Source organism: Snodgrassella sp. M0110 (genome assembly GCF_016101465.1).
GTDB classification, from domain to species: Bacteria; Pseudomonadota; Gammaproteobacteria; order Burkholderiales; family Neisseriaceae; genus Snodgrassella; species Snodgrassella alvi.
Map to the genome: position 1 here is coordinate 1 of NZ_JACFQM010000015.1, position 15,338 is coordinate 15,338.

General features: G+C 34.9%; 30 protein-coding genes and 3 pseudogenes. 23 read left to right on the forward strand and 10 right to left on the reverse strand.

Annotated elements, in window-relative coordinates; translation table 11 throughout:
- The 17 genes and pseudogenes from H3T84_RS11530 to H3T84_RS11605 all read left to right on the forward strand — a co-directional run.
- Nucleotides 1-182 (forward strand): RHS repeat-associated core domain-containing protein (locus H3T84_RS11530; protein WP_198219212.1); only part of this gene is annotated, 182 nt, incomplete at its 5' end.
- A 152-nt stretch (nt 183-334) separates the two neighbouring features.
- Nucleotides 335-820 carry an SMI1/KNR4 family protein gene (locus H3T84_RS11535; RefSeq protein ID WP_198219214.1) on the forward strand — a complete coding sequence of 162 codons (486 nt, stop codon included), beginning with the start codon at nt 335-337 and terminating at the stop codon, nt 818-820.
- Nucleotides 821-957: 137 nt separating this feature from the next.
- Nucleotides 958-1,248, forward strand: a complete 291-nt coding sequence (locus H3T84_RS11540) for an RHS domain-containing protein (RefSeq protein ID WP_174832689.1) — start codon at nt 958-960, stop codon at nt 1,246-1,248.
- Between the two features lie 179 nt (nt 1,249-1,427).
- Entirely contained in the window at nt 1,428-1,733 is a 306-nt protein-coding gene (locus H3T84_RS12555; RefSeq protein ID WP_370524152.1) for an HYD1 signature containing ADP-ribosyltransferase family protein, read from the forward strand.
- 22 nt (nt 1,734-1,755) lie between these two features.
- Complete coding sequence (locus tag H3T84_RS11550; protein WP_174832691.1) at nt 1,756-2,040, forward strand: hypothetical protein; 285 nt, start codon at nt 1,756-1,758, stop codon at nt 2,038-2,040.
- Complete coding sequence (locus H3T84_RS11555; RefSeq protein WP_198219216.1) at nt 2,037-2,273, forward strand: RHS repeat domain-containing protein; 237 nt, start codon at nt 2,037-2,039, stop codon at nt 2,271-2,273. The genes H3T84_RS11550 and H3T84_RS11555 overlap by 4 nt, the downstream gene beginning before the upstream one ends.
- Entirely contained in the window at nt 2,254-2,430 is a 177-nt protein-coding gene (locus H3T84_RS11560; protein ID WP_198219219.1) for a hypothetical protein, read from the forward strand. The genes H3T84_RS11555 and H3T84_RS11560 overlap by 20 nt, the downstream gene beginning before the upstream one ends.
- Nucleotides 2,431-2,442: 12 nt before the next feature.
- Nucleotides 2,443-2,562, forward strand: coding sequence for an RHS domain-containing protein (locus tag H3T84_RS11565; protein WP_198219220.1), 120 nt, complete (start codon nt 2,443-2,445; stop codon nt 2,560-2,562).
- A gap of 92 nt (nt 2,563-2,654) precedes the next feature.
- Nucleotides 2,655-3,173, forward strand: a complete 519-nt coding sequence (locus H3T84_RS11570; protein ID WP_198219254.1) for an RHS repeat-associated core domain-containing protein — start codon at nt 2,655-2,657, stop codon at nt 3,171-3,173.
- Nucleotides 3,174-3,183: 10 nt separating this feature from the next.
- Nucleotides 3,184-3,825 (forward strand): hypothetical protein, encoded by a 642-nt coding sequence (locus H3T84_RS11575; RefSeq protein WP_198219221.1) that lies wholly within the window; start codon nt 3,184-3,186, stop codon nt 3,823-3,825.
- A 78-nt stretch (nt 3,826-3,903) separates the two neighbouring features.
- Nucleotides 3,904-4,467 carry a hypothetical protein gene (locus tag H3T84_RS11580; protein WP_198219222.1) on the forward strand — a complete coding sequence of 188 codons (564 nt, stop codon included), beginning with the start codon at nt 3,904-3,906 and terminating at the stop codon, nt 4,465-4,467.
- Between the two features lie 265 nt (nt 4,468-4,732).
- Complete coding sequence (locus tag H3T84_RS11585) at nt 4,733-5,089, forward strand: hypothetical protein (RefSeq protein ID WP_174832702.1); 357 nt, start codon at nt 4,733-4,735, stop codon at nt 5,087-5,089.
- A gap of 92 nt (nt 5,090-5,181) precedes the next feature.
- Nucleotides 5,182-5,280, forward strand: a pseudogene (locus tag H3T84_RS12245) (RHS repeat-associated core domain-containing protein); the annotation flags it as partial.
- A gap of 67 nt (nt 5,281-5,347) precedes the next feature.
- On the forward strand, nt 5,348-5,827 hold the full coding sequence (locus H3T84_RS11595) for a hypothetical protein (protein ID WP_198219223.1): 480 nt from the start codon (nt 5,348-5,350) through the stop codon (nt 5,825-5,827).
- Nucleotides 5,828-6,158: 331 nt separating this feature from the next.
- Entirely contained in the window at nt 6,159-6,407 is a 249-nt protein-coding gene (locus H3T84_RS11600; protein WP_198219224.1) for a hypothetical protein, read from the forward strand.
- Between the two features lie 76 nt (nt 6,408-6,483).
- Nucleotides 6,484-6,609 carry a hypothetical protein gene (locus H3T84_RS12335; RefSeq protein ID WP_255518386.1) on the forward strand — a complete coding sequence of 42 codons (126 nt, stop codon included), beginning with the start codon at nt 6,484-6,486 and terminating at the stop codon, nt 6,607-6,609.
- 45 nt (nt 6,610-6,654) lie between these two features.
- Nucleotides 6,655-6,978, forward strand: coding sequence for a hypothetical protein (locus H3T84_RS11605; RefSeq protein WP_198219225.1), 324 nt, complete (start codon nt 6,655-6,657; stop codon nt 6,976-6,978).
- A 374-nt stretch (nt 6,979-7,352) separates the two neighbouring features.
- On the opposite strand, the gene H3T84_RS11610 is transcribed toward H3T84_RS11605, so the two are convergent.
- Complete coding sequence (locus H3T84_RS11610) at nt 7,353-7,637, reverse strand: hypothetical protein (protein WP_198219226.1); 285 nt, start codon at nt 7,635-7,637, stop codon at nt 7,353-7,355.
- Nucleotides 7,638-7,672: 35 nt separating this feature from the next.
- Between H3T84_RS11610 and H3T84_RS11615 the strand changes: the two genes are divergently transcribed.
- The 3 genes from H3T84_RS11615 (at nt 7,673) to H3T84_RS11625 (ending at nt 8,791) form a co-directional block, all read left to right on the forward strand.
- Nucleotides 7,673-8,104, forward strand: a complete 432-nt coding sequence (locus H3T84_RS11615) for an RHS repeat-associated core domain-containing protein (protein ID WP_198219228.1) — start codon at nt 7,673-7,675, stop codon at nt 8,102-8,104.
- Nucleotides 8,104-8,283, forward strand: coding sequence for a hypothetical protein (locus H3T84_RS11620; protein ID WP_198219230.1), 180 nt, complete (start codon nt 8,104-8,106; stop codon nt 8,281-8,283). The genes H3T84_RS11615 and H3T84_RS11620 overlap by 1 nt, the downstream gene beginning before the upstream one ends.
- Nucleotides 8,284-8,458: 175 nt before the next feature.
- The gene (locus H3T84_RS11625; RefSeq protein ID WP_198219232.1) at nt 8,459-8,791 is read left to right on the forward strand and encodes a hypothetical protein; all 333 of its coding nucleotides are present in this window, start codon (nt 8,459-8,461) and stop codon (nt 8,789-8,791) included.
- Between the two features lie 56 nt (nt 8,792-8,847).
- Here H3T84_RS11625 and H3T84_RS11630 read toward each other — a convergent pair whose 3' ends face one another.
- Complete coding sequence (locus H3T84_RS11630; RefSeq protein WP_174832714.1) at nt 8,848-8,988, reverse strand: hypothetical protein; 141 nt, start codon at nt 8,986-8,988, stop codon at nt 8,848-8,850.
- A 17-nt stretch (nt 8,989-9,005) separates the two neighbouring features.
- Between H3T84_RS11630 and comJ the strand changes: the two genes are divergently transcribed.
- Nucleotides 9,006-9,488 (forward strand): competence protein ComJ, encoded by a 483-nt coding sequence (gene comJ, locus H3T84_RS11635; protein ID WP_198219234.1) that lies wholly within the window; start codon nt 9,006-9,008, stop codon nt 9,486-9,488.
- Nucleotides 9,489-9,705: 217 nt separating this feature from the next.
- Here the strand turns inward: comJ and H3T84_RS11640 are convergent, their stop codons facing one another.
- Nucleotides 9,706-10,137 carry a hypothetical protein gene (locus tag H3T84_RS11640; protein WP_198219236.1) on the reverse strand — a complete coding sequence of 144 codons (432 nt, stop codon included), beginning with the start codon at nt 10,135-10,137 and terminating at the stop codon, nt 9,706-9,708.
- Between the two features lie 50 nt (nt 10,138-10,187).
- Between H3T84_RS11640 and H3T84_RS12560 the strand changes: the two are divergent.
- Nucleotides 10,188-10,346 (forward strand): annotated as a pseudogene (locus H3T84_RS12560) (hypothetical protein); the annotation flags it as partial.
- 53 nt (nt 10,347-10,399) lie between these two features.
- Complete coding sequence (locus tag H3T84_RS11650) at nt 10,400-11,122, forward strand: RHS repeat domain-containing protein (protein WP_198219238.1); 723 nt, start codon at nt 10,400-10,402, stop codon at nt 11,120-11,122.
- A 177-nt stretch (nt 11,123-11,299) separates the two neighbouring features.
- On the opposite strand, the gene H3T84_RS12565 is transcribed toward H3T84_RS11650, so the two are convergent.
- The 7 genes and pseudogenes from H3T84_RS12565 to H3T84_RS12350 all read right to left on the reverse strand — a co-directional run.
- Nucleotides 11,300-11,515 carry an RHS repeat-associated core domain-containing protein gene (locus H3T84_RS12565; RefSeq protein WP_198219240.1) on the reverse strand — a complete coding sequence of 72 codons (216 nt, stop codon included), beginning with the start codon at nt 11,513-11,515 and terminating at the stop codon, nt 11,300-11,302.
- Nucleotides 11,491-11,574 (reverse strand): annotated as a pseudogene (locus H3T84_RS12570) (RHS domain-containing protein); the annotation flags it as partial. The gene H3T84_RS12565 and the pseudogene H3T84_RS12570, both read right to left, overlap by 25 nt.
- Before the next feature lie 506 nt (nt 11,575-12,080).
- Nucleotides 12,081-12,581, reverse strand: coding sequence for a hypothetical protein (locus H3T84_RS11660; RefSeq protein WP_198219242.1), 501 nt, complete (start codon nt 12,579-12,581; stop codon nt 12,081-12,083).
- A 15-nt stretch (nt 12,582-12,596) separates the two neighbouring features.
- Entirely contained in the window at nt 12,597-13,103 is a 507-nt protein-coding gene (locus H3T84_RS11665; RefSeq protein WP_198219244.1) for a hypothetical protein, read from the reverse strand.
- A gap of 15 nt (nt 13,104-13,118) precedes the next feature.
- Nucleotides 13,119-13,625 carry a hypothetical protein gene (locus H3T84_RS11670; protein ID WP_198219246.1) on the reverse strand — a complete coding sequence of 169 codons (507 nt, stop codon included), beginning with the start codon at nt 13,623-13,625 and terminating at the stop codon, nt 13,119-13,121.
- Between the two features lie 503 nt (nt 13,626-14,128).
- On the reverse strand, nt 14,129-14,659 hold the full coding sequence (locus tag H3T84_RS11675) for a hypothetical protein (RefSeq protein ID WP_198219248.1): 531 nt from the start codon (nt 14,657-14,659) through the stop codon (nt 14,129-14,131).
- The coding region (locus H3T84_RS12350; RefSeq protein ID WP_198219250.1) for an RHS repeat-associated core domain-containing protein at nt 14,656-15,338 on the reverse strand (683 nt) is incomplete at its 5' end. The genes H3T84_RS11675 and H3T84_RS12350, both read right to left, overlap by 4 nt.

The following is a 15,338-nucleotide window of genomic DNA, read 5'->3' on the forward strand; positions in this document are numbered from 1 at the left end:
GCTCATACAGAGATACAACAGAATCTGAGTTATCCTGGCAGTATTCAGATAGAGAAACCGGACTGCACTACAATACTTTCAGGTACTACGATCCGGATACAGGTCGCTTTACTCAGATTAATCCGATAGGATTACTTAGCAGTTTAAACTTATATCAGTTTACGCCGAACCAGTTAAGTTGAATTGATCCGCTAGGAAAATTTCTTACCGTTTGATTTTACGGGAAGTCCTGATTTATTCCTTGCTATGGAAGTTCAAAAACTATTGCTATATCTCATTCTAAAGGATGGTTAGCTGGCTGTATTCTAAAAGCGTTAAAAACAGGGTGTTCATAATGGATAATTCGTGCAGAAATTGCGAAAAAAATATTGTTCTTTCAGATATTAAATCTGTGGAGAAGGTTTTATCATATTGTTTTCCTGAGGAATTTATATTACATTATCTATCCTTTAATGGTGGGGTACCGTCCAGAGCTTGGTGGGAAAGCAATGATGGTTTTGAACCATTAGAAATTGCTTTTTTGAAACCATTTAAATATAACAAATTAACTAATGATGCCCCGAAATCTTTAATTGATGGCTGTTATCATGAGATGATCACAAAGAACGTAATTCCGATAAATATCATACCTTTTGGAAATGATTGGGGTGGTAATTATTTTTGTTTAAATAAGAATGATGGTAGTGTGATCTTTTATGCGACAGATTCATTTGATCCAAATCTTTCTATGGATAAAAATCATGTGTTAGTACAGAAAAAACTAGCTTCTTCTTTCAAAGAGTTTATGGACAAATTAGTTACCGAAGAGGATTTGGATTAGCTATTTAATTAATTTTAAGAACTGGGCAAGAAAATGAATCTTCCCGTTTTTTTTATTATTTAACTCTTATTCAGTATACTAAGTATACTAAGCATGCCGTTTTTGATCCTCTTAACCACCTGTTTAAATTGATCAAGTTGTTCCCTGAACTCCTGAAATTCGTTACAGTCCGTGCAGACAAACGGCAGAGTCTGTATCTGTATACCGGTGAAGGCAGCTATGAACCGCTGGCGCGGATAGATAGAAACAGCAATCAGAAACAGCACATTTACTATTTCCATACTGATGTAAACTGTATACAGGAAGAACTGACGGATGAAGACGGTGAAATCTTTCGGGGATGCTCATACCAGCTGTGGGGCAAACCGATACAGGAGATTGCCCATAGAGACATACAACAGAATCTGCAGTATCAGGACAATATTTAGACAGAGAAACCGGACTGCATTACAATATTTTCAGGTACTAAGACCCAGATGCAGGTACAGGCTGCTTTACCTAGGCTGATCCGATTGGGTTAGCCGGCTGATACAATTTTTATCAGTATGCACCAAGTCTATTAAATTGGATCGATCCGTCAGGATTATGCAAGACAGACAATAATAACATTTTATATCATTATACGAATAATAAAGGTCTTGAAGGAATATTATCCTCTAAACAATTGAATCCCTCTTTAAAGGCTAATAATCCGAAAGATGCTCGTTATGGTAATTGGCAGTATTTATCAGATATACTACCGAGTACTAAAACAAACAATGGGTTGTCGAAGAAATTTTTAAATGTTCCATTTCAAGGTAAGAAGTTCGAAAATTATATTGCTATCGATGTTACTGGATTAAATGTAATTAAGGGAAGGGATGGCGTTTATGTAATTTTAAATGAAGTGCCATTAGATATATCGGTCGTATAGTCGATTATGGCAGGAACCAGCTATGACATATATTAAAGTCCATTGGATTCATAAAAATCAAGATGAGCCGATTGAATTATATAGCGAGTTAGATGAAGATCGTTATGAGGTGAGGAAAGTAGAGATTTTTATAAATAATATAGTAGGTTATGCAACAAACAATTATTCATATGGAGAAACGCTTTTAGGTGAATGCCCGATACCATCTTTGGAGAGTATTAATTCAAACCCAGAATTTAAAGCGAAGAATATAACAAAAGAAGAGTTTTTTGCTATATGGGATAAATATGTTCCATTTCAAAAATGAAGCAAGGGGATTACTCCCTTATTTTTGATTATTTGAACGTATTAAGGAAAAATGAAGAAAGCAATCAAAACCTGATCCGCTTTAATCAGCTGCTCAGCTTCCGTGGACTGAAATACAGCTACGACGAACACGGACGTACCCGCAGCAAACAGACCGCCAGTGGTACCCAGTATTACCATTACGATGCCGAACACCGCTTGACCGAAGTGCGTATTGAACAGCTACCATACTGAATGCTACGGCTACGGCTACGGCTACGGCTACGGCTACGGCTACGGCTACGGCTACGGCTACGGCTACGGCTACGGCTACGATGCCCTCGGCCGGCAGATTGAAAAACACCGGCTGGACCGGGAAGGCAAGCCGTGCAACCGCACCACCTTCCTGTGAGACGGGCTGCAAATGATTCAGGAAAGCAGTGCAGACAAACGGCAGAGCCTGTATCTGTATACCGACCTGAATGGCATGCCGGAGGAGCTGACGGATGAAGCCGGTGAAATCGTCTGGGAATGCTCATACTAGCTGTGAGGCAAACCAGTACAGGAGATTGCCCATAAAGAGATACAGCAGAATGAGGTATCAGGGCCAGTATTTAGACAGAGAAACCGGGCTGCATTACATATTTTCAGCCGGATAAAGGTCGCTTTACGCAGCTAGACCCGATTGGATTGGCCGGTAGTTTTAATTTTTATCAGTATGCACCAAATGTGCTGATGTGGATTGATCCGCTTGGTCTTCTTTCTAAATGTCAATTCAGTGGAGATCGAGGTAGAAGGAAAGCGAAGTATGACATTGAACGTAATGGATATGAAATTGTTGCGGAGGAATTAACAATGATTGTTAATAAAAGTAGAATAAGAGCGGATTTTGTAGCTAGGGATAAATATGGAAAATATCATGTCTTTGAAGCTAAACATGGAAATAGTGGCTTAGCTAAAAATCAAAGTAAAGCTGGTGTATATGATATGAATAGCCCATCGAATACTGCCAGTGGTATCGGCGGAGGAACAATTATTCCATCAAAGGGAACTAAAGGTGAATTTAAAGTTGCTACTGGAAATAAAAAGAAAATAAAAGTTGTAGGCCCACGAGGTACAGTGCGTGATGCAACTTTCCATGTATTAAGTTATTAAGGGGTAAAAAATGTCGGTGACAGCTGAGTTAAGAAAGTTGTTTGAAATTGAGTTGTATAATTATTTAAAGACAAACCTTGTATGTGCTTCAAATATGAAGTATTTAAAAAAGGAAATATCCATAAAAAAAACAAAAGATAATGAAGCAAGTGGTTACATATGTTTCGATTTCTTGAATAATGCCCGAGGCTACTGCCTCTGCACGAGTGTTGATTCTCCAGAATTAATTGATTTTTTTAATAAAATAAATCCACCATATAGATCAAACAAACCTGAAGGCGTCGTTTATGCAATGAATACTTCAATGGAGGGTAGTTTTAAATCATTCGCTCCGAATTTCGGTGGTACTGTAGATTTACCCAGAAATGAAGAAGAAAGAAAAAAGACTTGTGAATGGATTTATACTAAGGTGAGAGATATTTATTTGCCAAGAGCTATGAATCTTATTGAGTTAAAGCCTGAAGCTGTAAAAGATATCATATTATTTCCAAACTATTATGCTTATCCTTTTTTGGTAATTTTATACATAATCAAAAAACATAATATGTCTTTATCAGATAAAGACATGGAATCAGTGTTTAGCAAAAGAAAAAGAATTATAGGCAACAAATCGTTTGATAAACAGCTCTTGGATAGATATCTGTCAGAATAAAGCCAAGAAAGAAATCAACCTTTACTGATGTTATATTATTCAATATGCGTTCAAAATAAATACTGAAGATGAAAATGTATGCTTATCGATGATGCTTTACGTAAATTTGTAGAAATATTTCAAAATAGTAATTCAAGTTTGGGGATAATGAAGTATTCTAATACGAAATTAAAAGCTGATAAAATTGACCTTCCATTAACTGGTGAGATTCTATATTTTTATGACCATATGATACTTGAAGATGGACCAATTTTTGGAGGCGATTTATCCATTGATGTTATCGAAAAAAATCAATTGAAAAATATTCTTGATGGCTGGGATGTTAATTCAGAATGGAAAGATAGCTATATCATATTTGCTGACCGTGCTGGTGATGTATTGTTGTGTGATTCATCTGACATTAAATCTCCTGTTTATGGTAGTGTACAGATGAAGATGTATAAATTAACAGACTCATTAAGTGATTTTTTGAATATTTATTCAAAACTTATTGAGGTGGAAGAGATTGAATTTTGCGGTGATGTAGCTGATGATGATTTTAATCACAAACCTGAATATTTATTAAGAATTGAAGAGGAATTAAACAAAAATCTTTCTTCTAAATTGTTTGTAGATAATTTTATGTATTTTTTCTTTGGATAATCGACTATATAAAAACGTATAGTTTCTCCAATATCCATTATAGCTTTTTGATTTACTGTAGAGGTGGGTACCCAGCCCGCCTTATTTTCTGTATTTGAAATTTATATACAGCGTATTTAATCTTTTAAATTTTATTTTGCTGTTACCTGTAATTGTGATTAATTATCATGATAAAAACATATCTATATATCCAGCAAGAGATATGACTTTTGGTGAATACAAAAAATTAATTAATCAAATTCAATGGAATTAATTTATAAATATTATGAAAGTTATTGTTAATGAAAAGGAAGCATTTGAGAAATTAAAAAAAATTTTGGTTTCTTGGAATGATGCTGATAGTGAAAAATCTATGAATTCGATGGATTATTTTATAGAACAATTAATATATTCTAAATGGAATAGAAATAGGATTTATAATTTTATATTTATATATGTAAGAAATAATTTATCTGATTTGGACTATGATTTCATACCCGAAAAAGCTCTTGATTATTTGAGTGATATAGAAACATCAATCATTGGATATTGTTGCCCTGCTTGTTTCTTAAAGATTCCTGATGAACCTTTAGATGAAAATGAATTAATAGCGTATGTTAGGGGAAACAAATGGAAAAATTGATAATAAAATAAATTATATTAAACTATATGCTCATACCAGCTGTAGGGTAAACCGGTACAGGAGATTGCCCATAGAGAGATACAACAGTAAGGTATCAGGGACAGTATTTAGACAGAGAAACCGGAATGCACTACAATACTTTCAGGTACTATGATCCAGATACAGGTCGCTTTACCCAGCCGGATCCGTAAGGTATATCAATTGGTGTAAAATATAGTGTAGGTTTTAAAAGAGGCAGAATAGGGCAATTTTATTCAAATGTATCCTGAAATTATTATAAATACTTATATCAAAATGGGTGACGATTTCATTAATGTTTTTGATTTTAATGGTCATATAGATAATCCTGATAATATTGATGGTGCTATAGAATTATCAATTTACGGAAAAAAACTTATTGATAAGTCAATGTGGGATTATATTGATGCTCTCTGGTGTTATTTATCAACGGGATTATCAGTAGTTTCTAATGGAGAAGAATTTAAAACGAATTTTCCTGATCAGCCTATAGAAGTCAAATTTAAACCTATTCATAATAATCATAATATATTAGTTAGTGTGACGTGTTCTTCATCAGAAGCAAAAATTATCGTTGATAAAAAAGCTTTCTTATCAGCAATGTCGAATCATGCCAAAAAATTTTTTGAACATTTAGAAATCATTGCGCCAAAGTCAATGTCTACCTGTAGTTATGCACTAACATATTTAAATAAAATAGATTTAAATAGAAGAGATTAGGAACAGTTATTTTGAATCAGATTATTATAATGCTTGTATTCGAAAAGTTCTTATTCGTTTTTCATGTTTCAAAATAGCTGATTATAATTCTGGATATTTAATAAATGGTTGATTAGTTGCATCTTATAATTTAATAAAAAACCAAAACTGTTAAGTTTGTAAAAGTCATATGGAAAATAATTAAAAATCGCCAAAAAATTTTTCTAATTATTCGAGGAACGAACCGAATGACAGATAAACCAGAGATTCGGTTTTTGCACGGTCTGGCGCAACCAAGAAATTTAATATTGACTGGTAAATAACACCTCAGACAGCACCACCGCCTACCAGTATGACAAAGCCGATAACCTGCTCAAAGTCGGCTTTTTGGATTGTCTTTGGGGTTGAATTTGCAGGCTTTATTCATACCGTTTTTACTAAAATAACAAAAGCAGGTGATACATATCTATTAGATTATTATCCCGGTGGTAATAAAGAGAAAAATCAGACTAGTACGCATGGTAATATATACATGGTAATAATTACTGGAAAATTTACAAAAAAAACAAAGGTAAAAAACTTTAGGCAGAATTGGCCATGAAGGATTTGAAAAATACGATAGAATTAATGACGCACCTGTCTATATTGATGGAATACTAGTAAAAGGAGGATAAGACATGATAGATTTCGATGCGGATATTATAAGCTATAAGTCTGTTGGTAATATTGAAATTGGACGTAATGTAGAATTTTATATCGATGAATTATATAAAAATTTCGATGTTAAAGTAACCCAGTATTGAGTACCAAACTATCCAGAAGAAGATATAATAAGGTATGCATATTCTTTGAATAATGATACGGTAAAATTTACTACTAATATTGATGGTTTAATCGAAGCCGTAGCGTGTAATGAAGATTATAAAGGAAAATATAAAAATAAATTATATGCAGGCATTACAATGGGAAAATTGATTAATTTAACCGATAAACAGTGGATAAGGTTTGGTGCACTTATTATAGATCAAGATTTTGGTATGTCTATTACACTCCCATCACCATCTGATGAAATAGCGGATAATTTAAAAGATATTCGGCTGAATTTACTCCTAAATGAGATCTATGTTGGTAATTTTGATTATTGGTTGCCAACACGTAAATCAAATAAATGATTTATAGCTAAATTAAGTCGGTTATCGGACTCCAATAAGCTATATCTTCAAAATTTACTAATAGTCTATTCTATATCACACAATGAACCGAGATTAAGGACATGGTGGTGGTCCAATTTATTATTGGGATCGCAAAATCAATGATTTACATTTTGATATGATGGTTAGATACGGGTATTTGGATCAAAATACATATTTAACAATAGTAGCAGACTCATTTGGTCAATTTTTATCCATGATTATTAGAACAAAAAATAAAGCTAATTATGATCAGAATGAAAATGAATTTAATCTTCCAGATATTACTTTTCCGGCAGAGGCATTAGAGCTTTGGGAAGAAAATCCTAAAAGGATTTTTAATGAGTCAGAACTATTTATACCGATATATATATATATATAGAAAAATTAGAAGCTTCTGAAAGAGGACGTAAAATATTAGCAAAATTCAAAACATTAGTACCTACTGAAAGGGATCGTGAAAAATTAGCAAGCTTAAAAAAAGCAGGACTTTTGCCAGACGGCATTTTTGAATGAAAAGTTAAATTGTAATTACAGTAAGAAGCATAAGAAATGCTGCTGGTAACATCGAAAACACAGAGTACACGATGCGCTCGGCCGGCAGATTGAAAAACACCGGCTGGACCGGGACGGTAAGCCATGCAACCGCACCACCTTCCTGTGGGACGGGCTGCAGATGATTCAGGAAAGTAGCGCAGACAAACGGCAGAGCCTGTATCTGTATACCGATGAAGGCAGCTATGAACCGCTGGCGCGAATAGACAGAAACGGTAATCAAGAACAACACATCTACTACTTCCATACCGGCCTAAACGGCATGCCGGAGGAGCTGACGGATGAAGCCAGTGAAATCGTCTGGGAATGCTCATACCAGCTGTGGTGCAAACCGATACAGGAGATTGCTCATACAGATATACAGCAGAACCTGCGGTATCAGGGGCAGTATTTGGACAGAGAAACTGGACTGCACTACAATACTTTCAGGTATTCTGATCCAGATACAGGTCGCTTTACCCTGCCGGATCCGATCGGATTAGCCGATGGGCTTAATCTATATCAGTATGTGCCTAATCTGTTGGGGTGGATTGATTCACTGGGATACGGATAATGGATGGTTTAGAGAGCATAATGAATACTGGAGTTATTGAACCAAACTCAAAAGGTAAGGTTTATGTTACGGATATATTAGTGACTCCTCAGGATGCAATGAGAGATATTTTCATTAATGATCCATTACATATAGGGCGTGGCGACTATGCAATTATATTCAAAGCTGATGCTTTGTAAATGAGCAATATTAGTATTAAACAGAACTCTGATTTGGAATATATTCATTCAGGTCGATTGAAGCTACGTGAGGTAATTCATGCAGGTAAAAATCCTTATGGTATTTTTTCCCATTTACCTTATGAGCAACGAGTGAAGATGACTCACGAGCAAATAAAATCTAGAAAGGATAATTGTGTCTGAAAATCAAGAAAAATCATTGGCTTTAAATCAAGGTGAGGTAAACGCCTTAAAAAAAGCAATTATGTATTTAAAATTTTCCTGTGAGGAAACAGAGTCTGTAATGTATGCAGGTAGTCCTCTCATAAACTCTGTTTTTTCTAAATTATTAGTGATTGATGATTTAGGGGATTACGCTATTGATTTTTTTAAAAAAAGGCATCTTGAGAACGAGAGATTCGTTTTAGCTAAATTAGATAAATTAGAGCTAGAAAATGGTCGGAAATTTGAAAGTGAAGTGAAGGAAAATTCTTTTAACGGATGCCTTTATCCATTCTCAAGAAAATAATCCTCGTATTATGAATAAATAGCCAGTTAGAAAATTAATTCTTACCGGCTCGCCTTTTAATCCATAACGTTCAAATCATCAGCGACATCAAGCGCGACCTGCTGCATCGGGAAACACTGCGCAGCCAGGGCAGAATGCACACCAGTTTTTAATACGACCGCACCAGCCGTCTGACCGAAAAACAGATCAAACGTCATTAAAGTTGAGGTTATTAATGCAAAATTCTAAAAATCAAATGGTTGACTTATTGATTTCACATCATCAGATTTTAGTTCGATCTAGAGCTTACTCTGAAAAATTATCTCAGTGGGGCAAAGAGAATATTGAACAAGGAGCTGTCATTCATGAAGATTATGTTATATTTGACCCTTTACCTGAAGAAGCTTTCGGGGCTAATGTTTTTTTAAAATTAACAAATAATTTTGTTATGGATGAAAATACACAACGATGTATTGTGACACCTTTTTATATTGATAATAGTAATAATGTTGAAGTAGCATCAGCTGCAGAAAAATTCAAAATAAACATAGAATTTGATACCTCTTTATATGATCTTTACTATGAAATTTGCGAAGATGATGAAGTTTTTTACAAATTTACCTTTGTTCCAGCAGAAAAACCTATAGTAGCCCGATACTTGATTGACGATCCTTGGGGAGGAGAAAAAAATAAAGCGCTTAAATTTGGTTTTTTGTAACTAATTAATTTATATAACTAATTCAATTTTTAATAGAAATGAAATTTAGTTTATATATGTGAAGTATTACATTGTTGATTAGTGAAATTAGAAAGTAAATAGAAATATATATAGTGTTTTATATCATGCAGATATTATCAAAAATCACTATAATTAAATCTAAATAAAAATCTATTTCCACTATGGTGCTGCCGATGGCCTGACCGAATAGACCGATCTAGGAAATCGTACCATCAACAAACTGTATTATGGTTCCGGCCATCTGCACCAGAATAACCTGGACGGTCAGATTATCAGCAACATCGAGCGCGATCTGCTGCACCGGGAAACCCTGCGCAGCCAGAGTAGAATGCACACCAGTTTTCAATACGACCGCACCAGCCGCCTGACCAGCAAACAGACCAAACGACCTGGAGCGGGCATCCTGCCGGATATCATACTGGACCGCAGCTACAGCTACGACAATCTGGACCGGCTGGCAGGCAAAAAACACAATCGTCAGGGACAGAGCGATTACCGCTACGATGTGACCGGACGCATCGAAAGCTGCTGCAACGAAGCGTACTGGGAAACCCTGCAATACGATGCTGCGGCCAACCTGCTGGACAGAAGATGCGGTGAAGAAGAAAGCAATCAGAACCTGATCCATTTTAATCAGCTGCTCAGTTCCCGAGGACTGAAAACAGCTACGACGAACACGGACGTACCCGCAGCAAACAAACCGCTAGCGGTACCCAGTATTACCATTACGATGCCGAACACCGCCTGACCGAAGTGCGTATCGAACAGCTAACCATACTGAACGCTACGGCTACGTCTACGATGCCCTTGGCTGGCGGATCGAAAAACATCGGCTAGACCGTGACGGCAAGCCATGCAACCGCACCACCTTCCTGTGGGACAGGATGCAGATGATTCAGGAAAGCAGTGCAGACAAACGGCAGAGCCTGTATCTGTATACCGATGAAGGCAGCTATGAACCGCTGGCGCGGATAGACAGAAACGGTAATCAAGAACAACACATCTACTACTTCCATACCGACCTGAACGGCTTGCCGGAGGAGCTGACGGATGAAGCCGGTGAAATCGTCTGGGAATGCTCATATCAGTTATGGGGTAAACCGATACAGGAGATTGTTCATAGAGAGATACAACAGAACCTGAGGTATCAGGGACAGTATTTAGACAGAGAAACTGGACTGCACTACAATACTTTCAGGTACTACGATCCGGATACAGGACGCTTTACCCAGCCTGACCCGATTGGATTAGCCGGCGGACTCAATCTGTATCAGTATGCACCGAATCCTATTACCTGGATTGATCCTTGGGGTTGGGCATGTAAACCAAACCATCAAACTGGGAAGAGTACTAAAAAATATGGACATGCCCGTAATCAACATGGTTCTCAACTTAAACCACAACAAATAATTGACAGAGCAAAGAATCCAAAAGACCCTAAACCTGTGGGGCATTTTAGTGATAACAGAATGATAGAGGAGGCGTTTGATATAGCACCTAAAACATCTGGAGTACATAAAGTGTTCCGGATGTTGCAGAAAGTTTTTTACCTAGGACCTTTCCAGCTATATAATGATGATTTCCGTCTATTATTATATTCCCATCAATTTTAATAGGTGGGGGTGTATAACCATTAATCAATTTATCTACATAACGTTGAATTGCAGGAAGTGAAACAGAAGCTTGTTTTGTCATCATCTTATCGTCTTTTAAAGATTTTTTAATAATATCTGGAGTTACATCTGCCCCTCTTTTTACTGTACATGCCAATCCCCATGGATCCACCCACATCAGTGCATCCGGTGCATATTGATAAAGATTAAATCCGCGGCTAATCCAATCAAGTCTGGCTGAGTAAAGCGGCCTGTATCCGGATCATAATACCTGAAAGTATTGTAGTGCAGTCCGGTTTCTCTATCTGAATACTGCCAGGATAACTCAGATTCTGTTGTATCTCTGTATGAGCAATCTCCTGTATCGGTTTGCCCCACAGCTGGTATGAGCATTCCCACACAATTTCACCGGTCTCATCCGTCAGTTCTTCCGGCATGCCGTTCAGGTCGGTATGGAAGTAGTGATGTGTTGTTCTTGATTACCGTTTCTGTCTATTCGCGCCAGCGGTTCATAGCTGTTGGTGTCAGTATACAGGAAACAAGTACGGTTATAGTGTTGGTCGTCTTTCTTGGTGGCTTTGTTTTGTTAAAGCCAACCATAGTATTGAATAAAACTAGTATAGATATCTGCAATATTCTCGTCAGTACTATTTTTATATTTATCTATCAATCTCATTCTTAATTCATTGTAATTTAAAAAACACAATAATCCTGTAAGTCTCATATATATGATGTCATCAGAATTAAGAAAGTCACCAAACAGAGATCCATACTTTAGAAAAAAATAGGTTTTGTTGTCATTTTTTCTTATTTCCACCATATTTCCAGAGTAGAGAATCAAACAACTTTTCGGATTTAATTGTTAGTATTTTGTATTGCATAAAATATTGCACGATCTGAGCCTCCGATTACCATAATCTTTGAGAATTTAATTTTTCCTTTTGTTAACTTTATTTTGCTAAAACCACTCGTCTTGAATAATATGTTTGTAGAGATCAATTATATCCTCATCAGTACTATCCTTACATTTTTCTATTAATCTGATTCTTAAATCACTATAATTTAGAAAAATCAGTATTCTTGCAACTCCTATATATACATAATAATCATCTGATTTCAGAAAGTCATCAAACATGGATGTTAGTTTTTTTCTGATAATATCATTACTGCTCAAAGCGTTATTAAATAAAACTTCTCTGGCATAAGGCAAGTTGTCTATATTACCATCTACGGCCATATCAATGATTATAGGTATTAATACTTCAAGTTCTGAATCACTAAAACGTTCATCTCTTATCCATTCCAATGCAAGTTGCTGTTGTGATAGATCATTTAAAGCCAATAAAATTTGCTCTAAATAATCATTTGTTTTTCTAAAGTTATGTTTGCTAACTACAAGTTCACGGTCAGCCTCTTTAACAGAGTTCCATTCTTTAGAATAAATAGGTTTTGTTGTCATTTTTTCTTAATTCTATTAAAAATCATATTTTTCAGTAAATTCAGTATAGATATTTACGATATTTTTATCTTTACTATCCTTACATTTTTCCATTAATCTTTTTCTTAACTCTTTATAATTTAAAAAAAACAACAATTCTGCAAGTCTTCTATATAGATATTGATCCTCAGTCTTAAGAAAATCATTAAACATAGGTGTTAGTTTTTCTCTAATAATGTAATCACGATTAAAACCGCCTCTTATTAAGCGATCTCTGGCAAGAATCAAATTATCAGTATTTCCATTTATAGCTATATTAATGATTGCTGGTGTTAATATTTTAAATTCCGATTCGTTTAAACTTTCATCCCTGATAAATCTCAATGCTGTTGCCTGTTCAGCTAAATCATCATTGTTAAGAGCGAATAAAATTTGTTCAAATAAATCATTTGTTTTTCTAAAATAAAACTGACTAACTCTAACTTTTGTGTGAGCCTCATTTACATTTATCCATTCTTTAGAATAAATAGGTTCTATTGTCATTTTTTCTTAATTCTATTAAAAATCATATTTTTCAGTAAATTCAGTATAGATATTTACTATATCCTTATTTTTACTATTCTTACATTTTTCCATTAACCTTTTTCTTAAATCTTTGTAATTTAAGAAAAACAGTAATTCTGCAAGTCTTTTATATATATATTGATCCGTTGATTCAAGTAAGTCATCAAACATAGATGTCAGTTTCTCTCTGATAATGTGATCATGATTAAAAGCGCTGCTGACTAAGCACTCTCTGGCAAAAATTGAATTATCAGTATTTTTATTTACAGCTATATTAATGAGTACCGGCGTTAATATCTCAAGTTCTAAATCTTTAAAGCTATCATCCCTGATAAATCTCAATGCTGTTATTTGTTTATTCGGATTATCATTATTAAGAGCGAATAAAATTTGCTTAAATAAATCATTTGTTTTTCTAAAATCAAATAGACTATGTGCAAGTTTTGAATCAGCCTTTTTTACAGAGATCCATTCTTTAGAATGAATAGGTTTTATTGTCATTTTTTCCTCACTATATTTCAAAAATTTAGAATAAAATAACTCTTGAAATTTAATTATTAGCATTTAGTTTTGCATAAAATTCAGCATGCTCTGAACCACCGTTCACATCACTATCATCCCTTCAACATAGTTATATAATCCTGAAAAATCAATTCAGCTCAGCGGATTCGACACATACCAATATAAATATATTTGCACTTTAGCTCAATCAGATCTGGCTGGATAAAACATTCTATATATGAATCATAGTATGTGAAAATATTCTAGTACAATTAAATTTCTCTGTCCAAATACCCCTGTATCTCAGATTTTATTGTATTTCTGTATGTATAACTTTTTAATCGGTTTTCACACAGTGACTACAGAATATGCAAAATTGAATCAGTAACCTTTACAGGTAAACCCTAGGTTAATAAGATTAATAATGTCCTGTTTAGTACTATACAGGAATTAAATAATAAAAATCATTGAAAATTTAATTTCTGCTTGGTAGCTTTGTTTTGCTAAAGCCAATCATAGTCTTGAATAAAACTAGTATAGACATTTACTATATTCTCATCAGTACTATTTTTACATTTGTCTATCAATCTCTTTCTTAAGTCATTGTAATTTAAAAAAATTAATAATTCTATAAGTCTCATATATATAAAGTCATCCTCAGACTTAAGAAAGTTATCAAACATGGATGTCATTTTTTTTCTGACAATATCATTACTGTTAAAAGCTTTATTGAATAAGACTTCTCTGGCCAAAGGAATATTACTTATATGACCATCTACAGCTATATTAATGATTATAGGTATTAATATTTCAAGTTCTAAATCACTAAAATACTCATCCCTTATCAAGTTTAATGCAATCTGTTGTTGAAATAGACCATCTTCATAAGGTAGTTCTTTGTCATAATTAAGAATTGACAAAATTTGCTCTAAAAAATCAATTGTTTTTCTAAAATTGTGTTTAATAACCACAAATTCATGGTCGGCCTCTTGTAAAGAGATCCATTCTTTAGAATAAATAGGTTTTGTTGTCATTTTGGTTTCTTTCCAGCATATGTCCAAGGTAAAGAATCAAATAACTCTTTAAATTCATCTATTGACATATCCCGTGTAGGATAAATGGTAGCATGACCTGGGCCATGTTTTGAGCCTGTAAATACATCAACACCATCACGTTTAATACCCAAGCCATCAGGCATTGGTGTTCCTTCAGGTATTACATGGTAAGGCCCACTTAAATATTTATTTTCCCCAAGTTTTGTGTCAATTATAACAGATGCCCCATCAGGAAATTTTTTGCCAGCTTGGGACTTTACCATTCCATTACTGTCAACATGAATATCTCTACCCACTCTTGGTCCTTTAGGTTTTGTTGTATTTCCGAAAGCACAGAATTTTTTATTTAATCCCCAAGGATCAATCCACATTAGCGGATTTGGCGCATACTGATACAGATTGTATCCGCCGGCTAATCCAATCGGATCCGGTTGGGTAAAGCGTCCTATATCCGGATCATAATACCTGAAAGTATTGTAGTGCAGCCCGGTTTCTCTGTCTAAATACTGTCCTTGATACCTCAGATTCTGTTGTATCTCTCTATGGGCAATCTCCTGTATCGGTTTGCCCCACAGCTGATATGAGCATTCCCAGACGATTTCACCGGCTTCATCCGTCAGCTCCTCCGGCATGCCGTTCAGGTCGGTATGGAAGTAGT

What these genes read in the sequence shown, in the direction of transcription:
- H3T84_RS11535 (WP_198219214.1), top strand. Translation starts at nt 335, where the DNA reads ATGGATAATTCGTGCAGAAATTGCGAAAAAAATATTGTTCTTTCAGAT.
- H3T84_RS11550 (WP_174832691.1), top strand. Translation starts at nt 1,756, where the DNA reads ATGACATATATTAAAGTCCATTGGATTCATAAAAATCAAGATGAGCCG.
- H3T84_RS11555 (WP_198219216.1), top strand. Translation starts at nt 2,037, where the DNA reads ATGAAGCAAGGGGATTACTCCCTTATTTTTGATTATTTGAACGTATTA.
- H3T84_RS11565 (WP_198219220.1), top strand. Translation starts at nt 2,443, where the DNA reads ATGATTCAGGAAAGCAGTGCAGACAAACGGCAGAGCCTGTATCTGTAT.
- H3T84_RS11575 (WP_198219221.1), top strand. Translation starts at nt 3,184, where the DNA reads ATGTCGGTGACAGCTGAGTTAAGAAAGTTGTTTGAAATTGAGTTGTAT.
- H3T84_RS11580 (WP_198219222.1), top strand. Translation starts at nt 3,904, where the DNA reads ATGCTTATCGATGATGCTTTACGTAAATTTGTAGAAATATTTCAAAAT.
- H3T84_RS11585 (WP_174832702.1), top strand. Translation starts at nt 4,733, where the DNA reads ATGAAAGTTATTGTTAATGAAAAGGAAGCATTTGAGAAATTAAAAAAA.
- H3T84_RS11595 (WP_198219223.1), top strand. Translation starts at nt 5,348, where the DNA reads ATGTATCCTGAAATTATTATAAATACTTATATCAAAATGGGTGACGAT.
- H3T84_RS11600 (WP_198219224.1), top strand. Translation starts at nt 6,159, where the DNA reads ATGACAAAGCCGATAACCTGCTCAAAGTCGGCTTTTTGGATTGTCTTT.
- H3T84_RS12335 (WP_255518386.1), top strand. Translation starts at nt 6,484, where the DNA reads ATGATAGATTTCGATGCGGATATTATAAGCTATAAGTCTGTTGGTAAT.
- H3T84_RS11610 (WP_198219226.1), bottom strand. Translation starts at nt 7,637, where the DNA reads ATGGCTTACCGTCCCGGTCCAGCCGGTGTTTTTCAATCTGCCGGCCGA.
- H3T84_RS11615 (WP_198219228.1), top strand. Translation starts at nt 7,673, where the DNA reads ATGATTCAGGAAAGTAGCGCAGACAAACGGCAGAGCCTGTATCTGTAT.
- H3T84_RS11620 (WP_198219230.1), top strand. Translation starts at nt 8,104, where the DNA reads ATGGATGGTTTAGAGAGCATAATGAATACTGGAGTTATTGAACCAAAC.
- H3T84_RS11630 (WP_174832714.1), bottom strand. Translation starts at nt 8,988, where the DNA reads ATGACGTTTGATCTGTTTTTCGGTCAGACGGCTGGTGCGGTCGTATTA.
- comJ (WP_198219234.1), top strand. Translation starts at nt 9,006, where the DNA reads ATGCAAAATTCTAAAAATCAAATGGTTGACTTATTGATTTCACATCAT.
- H3T84_RS11640 (WP_198219236.1), bottom strand. Translation starts at nt 10,137, where the DNA reads ATGGATCAGGTTCTGATTGCTTTCTTCTTCACCGCATCTTCTGTCCAG.
- H3T84_RS11650 (WP_198219238.1), top strand. Translation starts at nt 10,400, where the DNA reads ATGATTCAGGAAAGCAGTGCAGACAAACGGCAGAGCCTGTATCTGTAT.
- H3T84_RS12565 (WP_198219240.1), bottom strand. Translation starts at nt 11,515, where the DNA reads ATGCTCATACCAGCTGTGGGGCAAACCGATACAGGAGATTGCTCATAC.
- H3T84_RS11660 (WP_198219242.1), bottom strand. Translation starts at nt 12,581, where the DNA reads ATGACAACAAAACCTATTTATTCTAAAGAATGGAACTCTGTTAAAGAG.
- H3T84_RS11665 (WP_198219244.1), bottom strand. Translation starts at nt 13,103, where the DNA reads ATGACAATAGAACCTATTTATTCTAAAGAATGGATAAATGTAAATGAG.
- H3T84_RS11670 (WP_198219246.1), bottom strand. Translation starts at nt 13,625, where the DNA reads ATGACAATAAAACCTATTCATTCTAAAGAATGGATCTCTGTAAAAAAG.
- H3T84_RS11675 (WP_198219248.1), bottom strand. Translation starts at nt 14,659, where the DNA reads ATGACAACAAAACCTATTTATTCTAAAGAATGGATCTCTTTACAAGAG.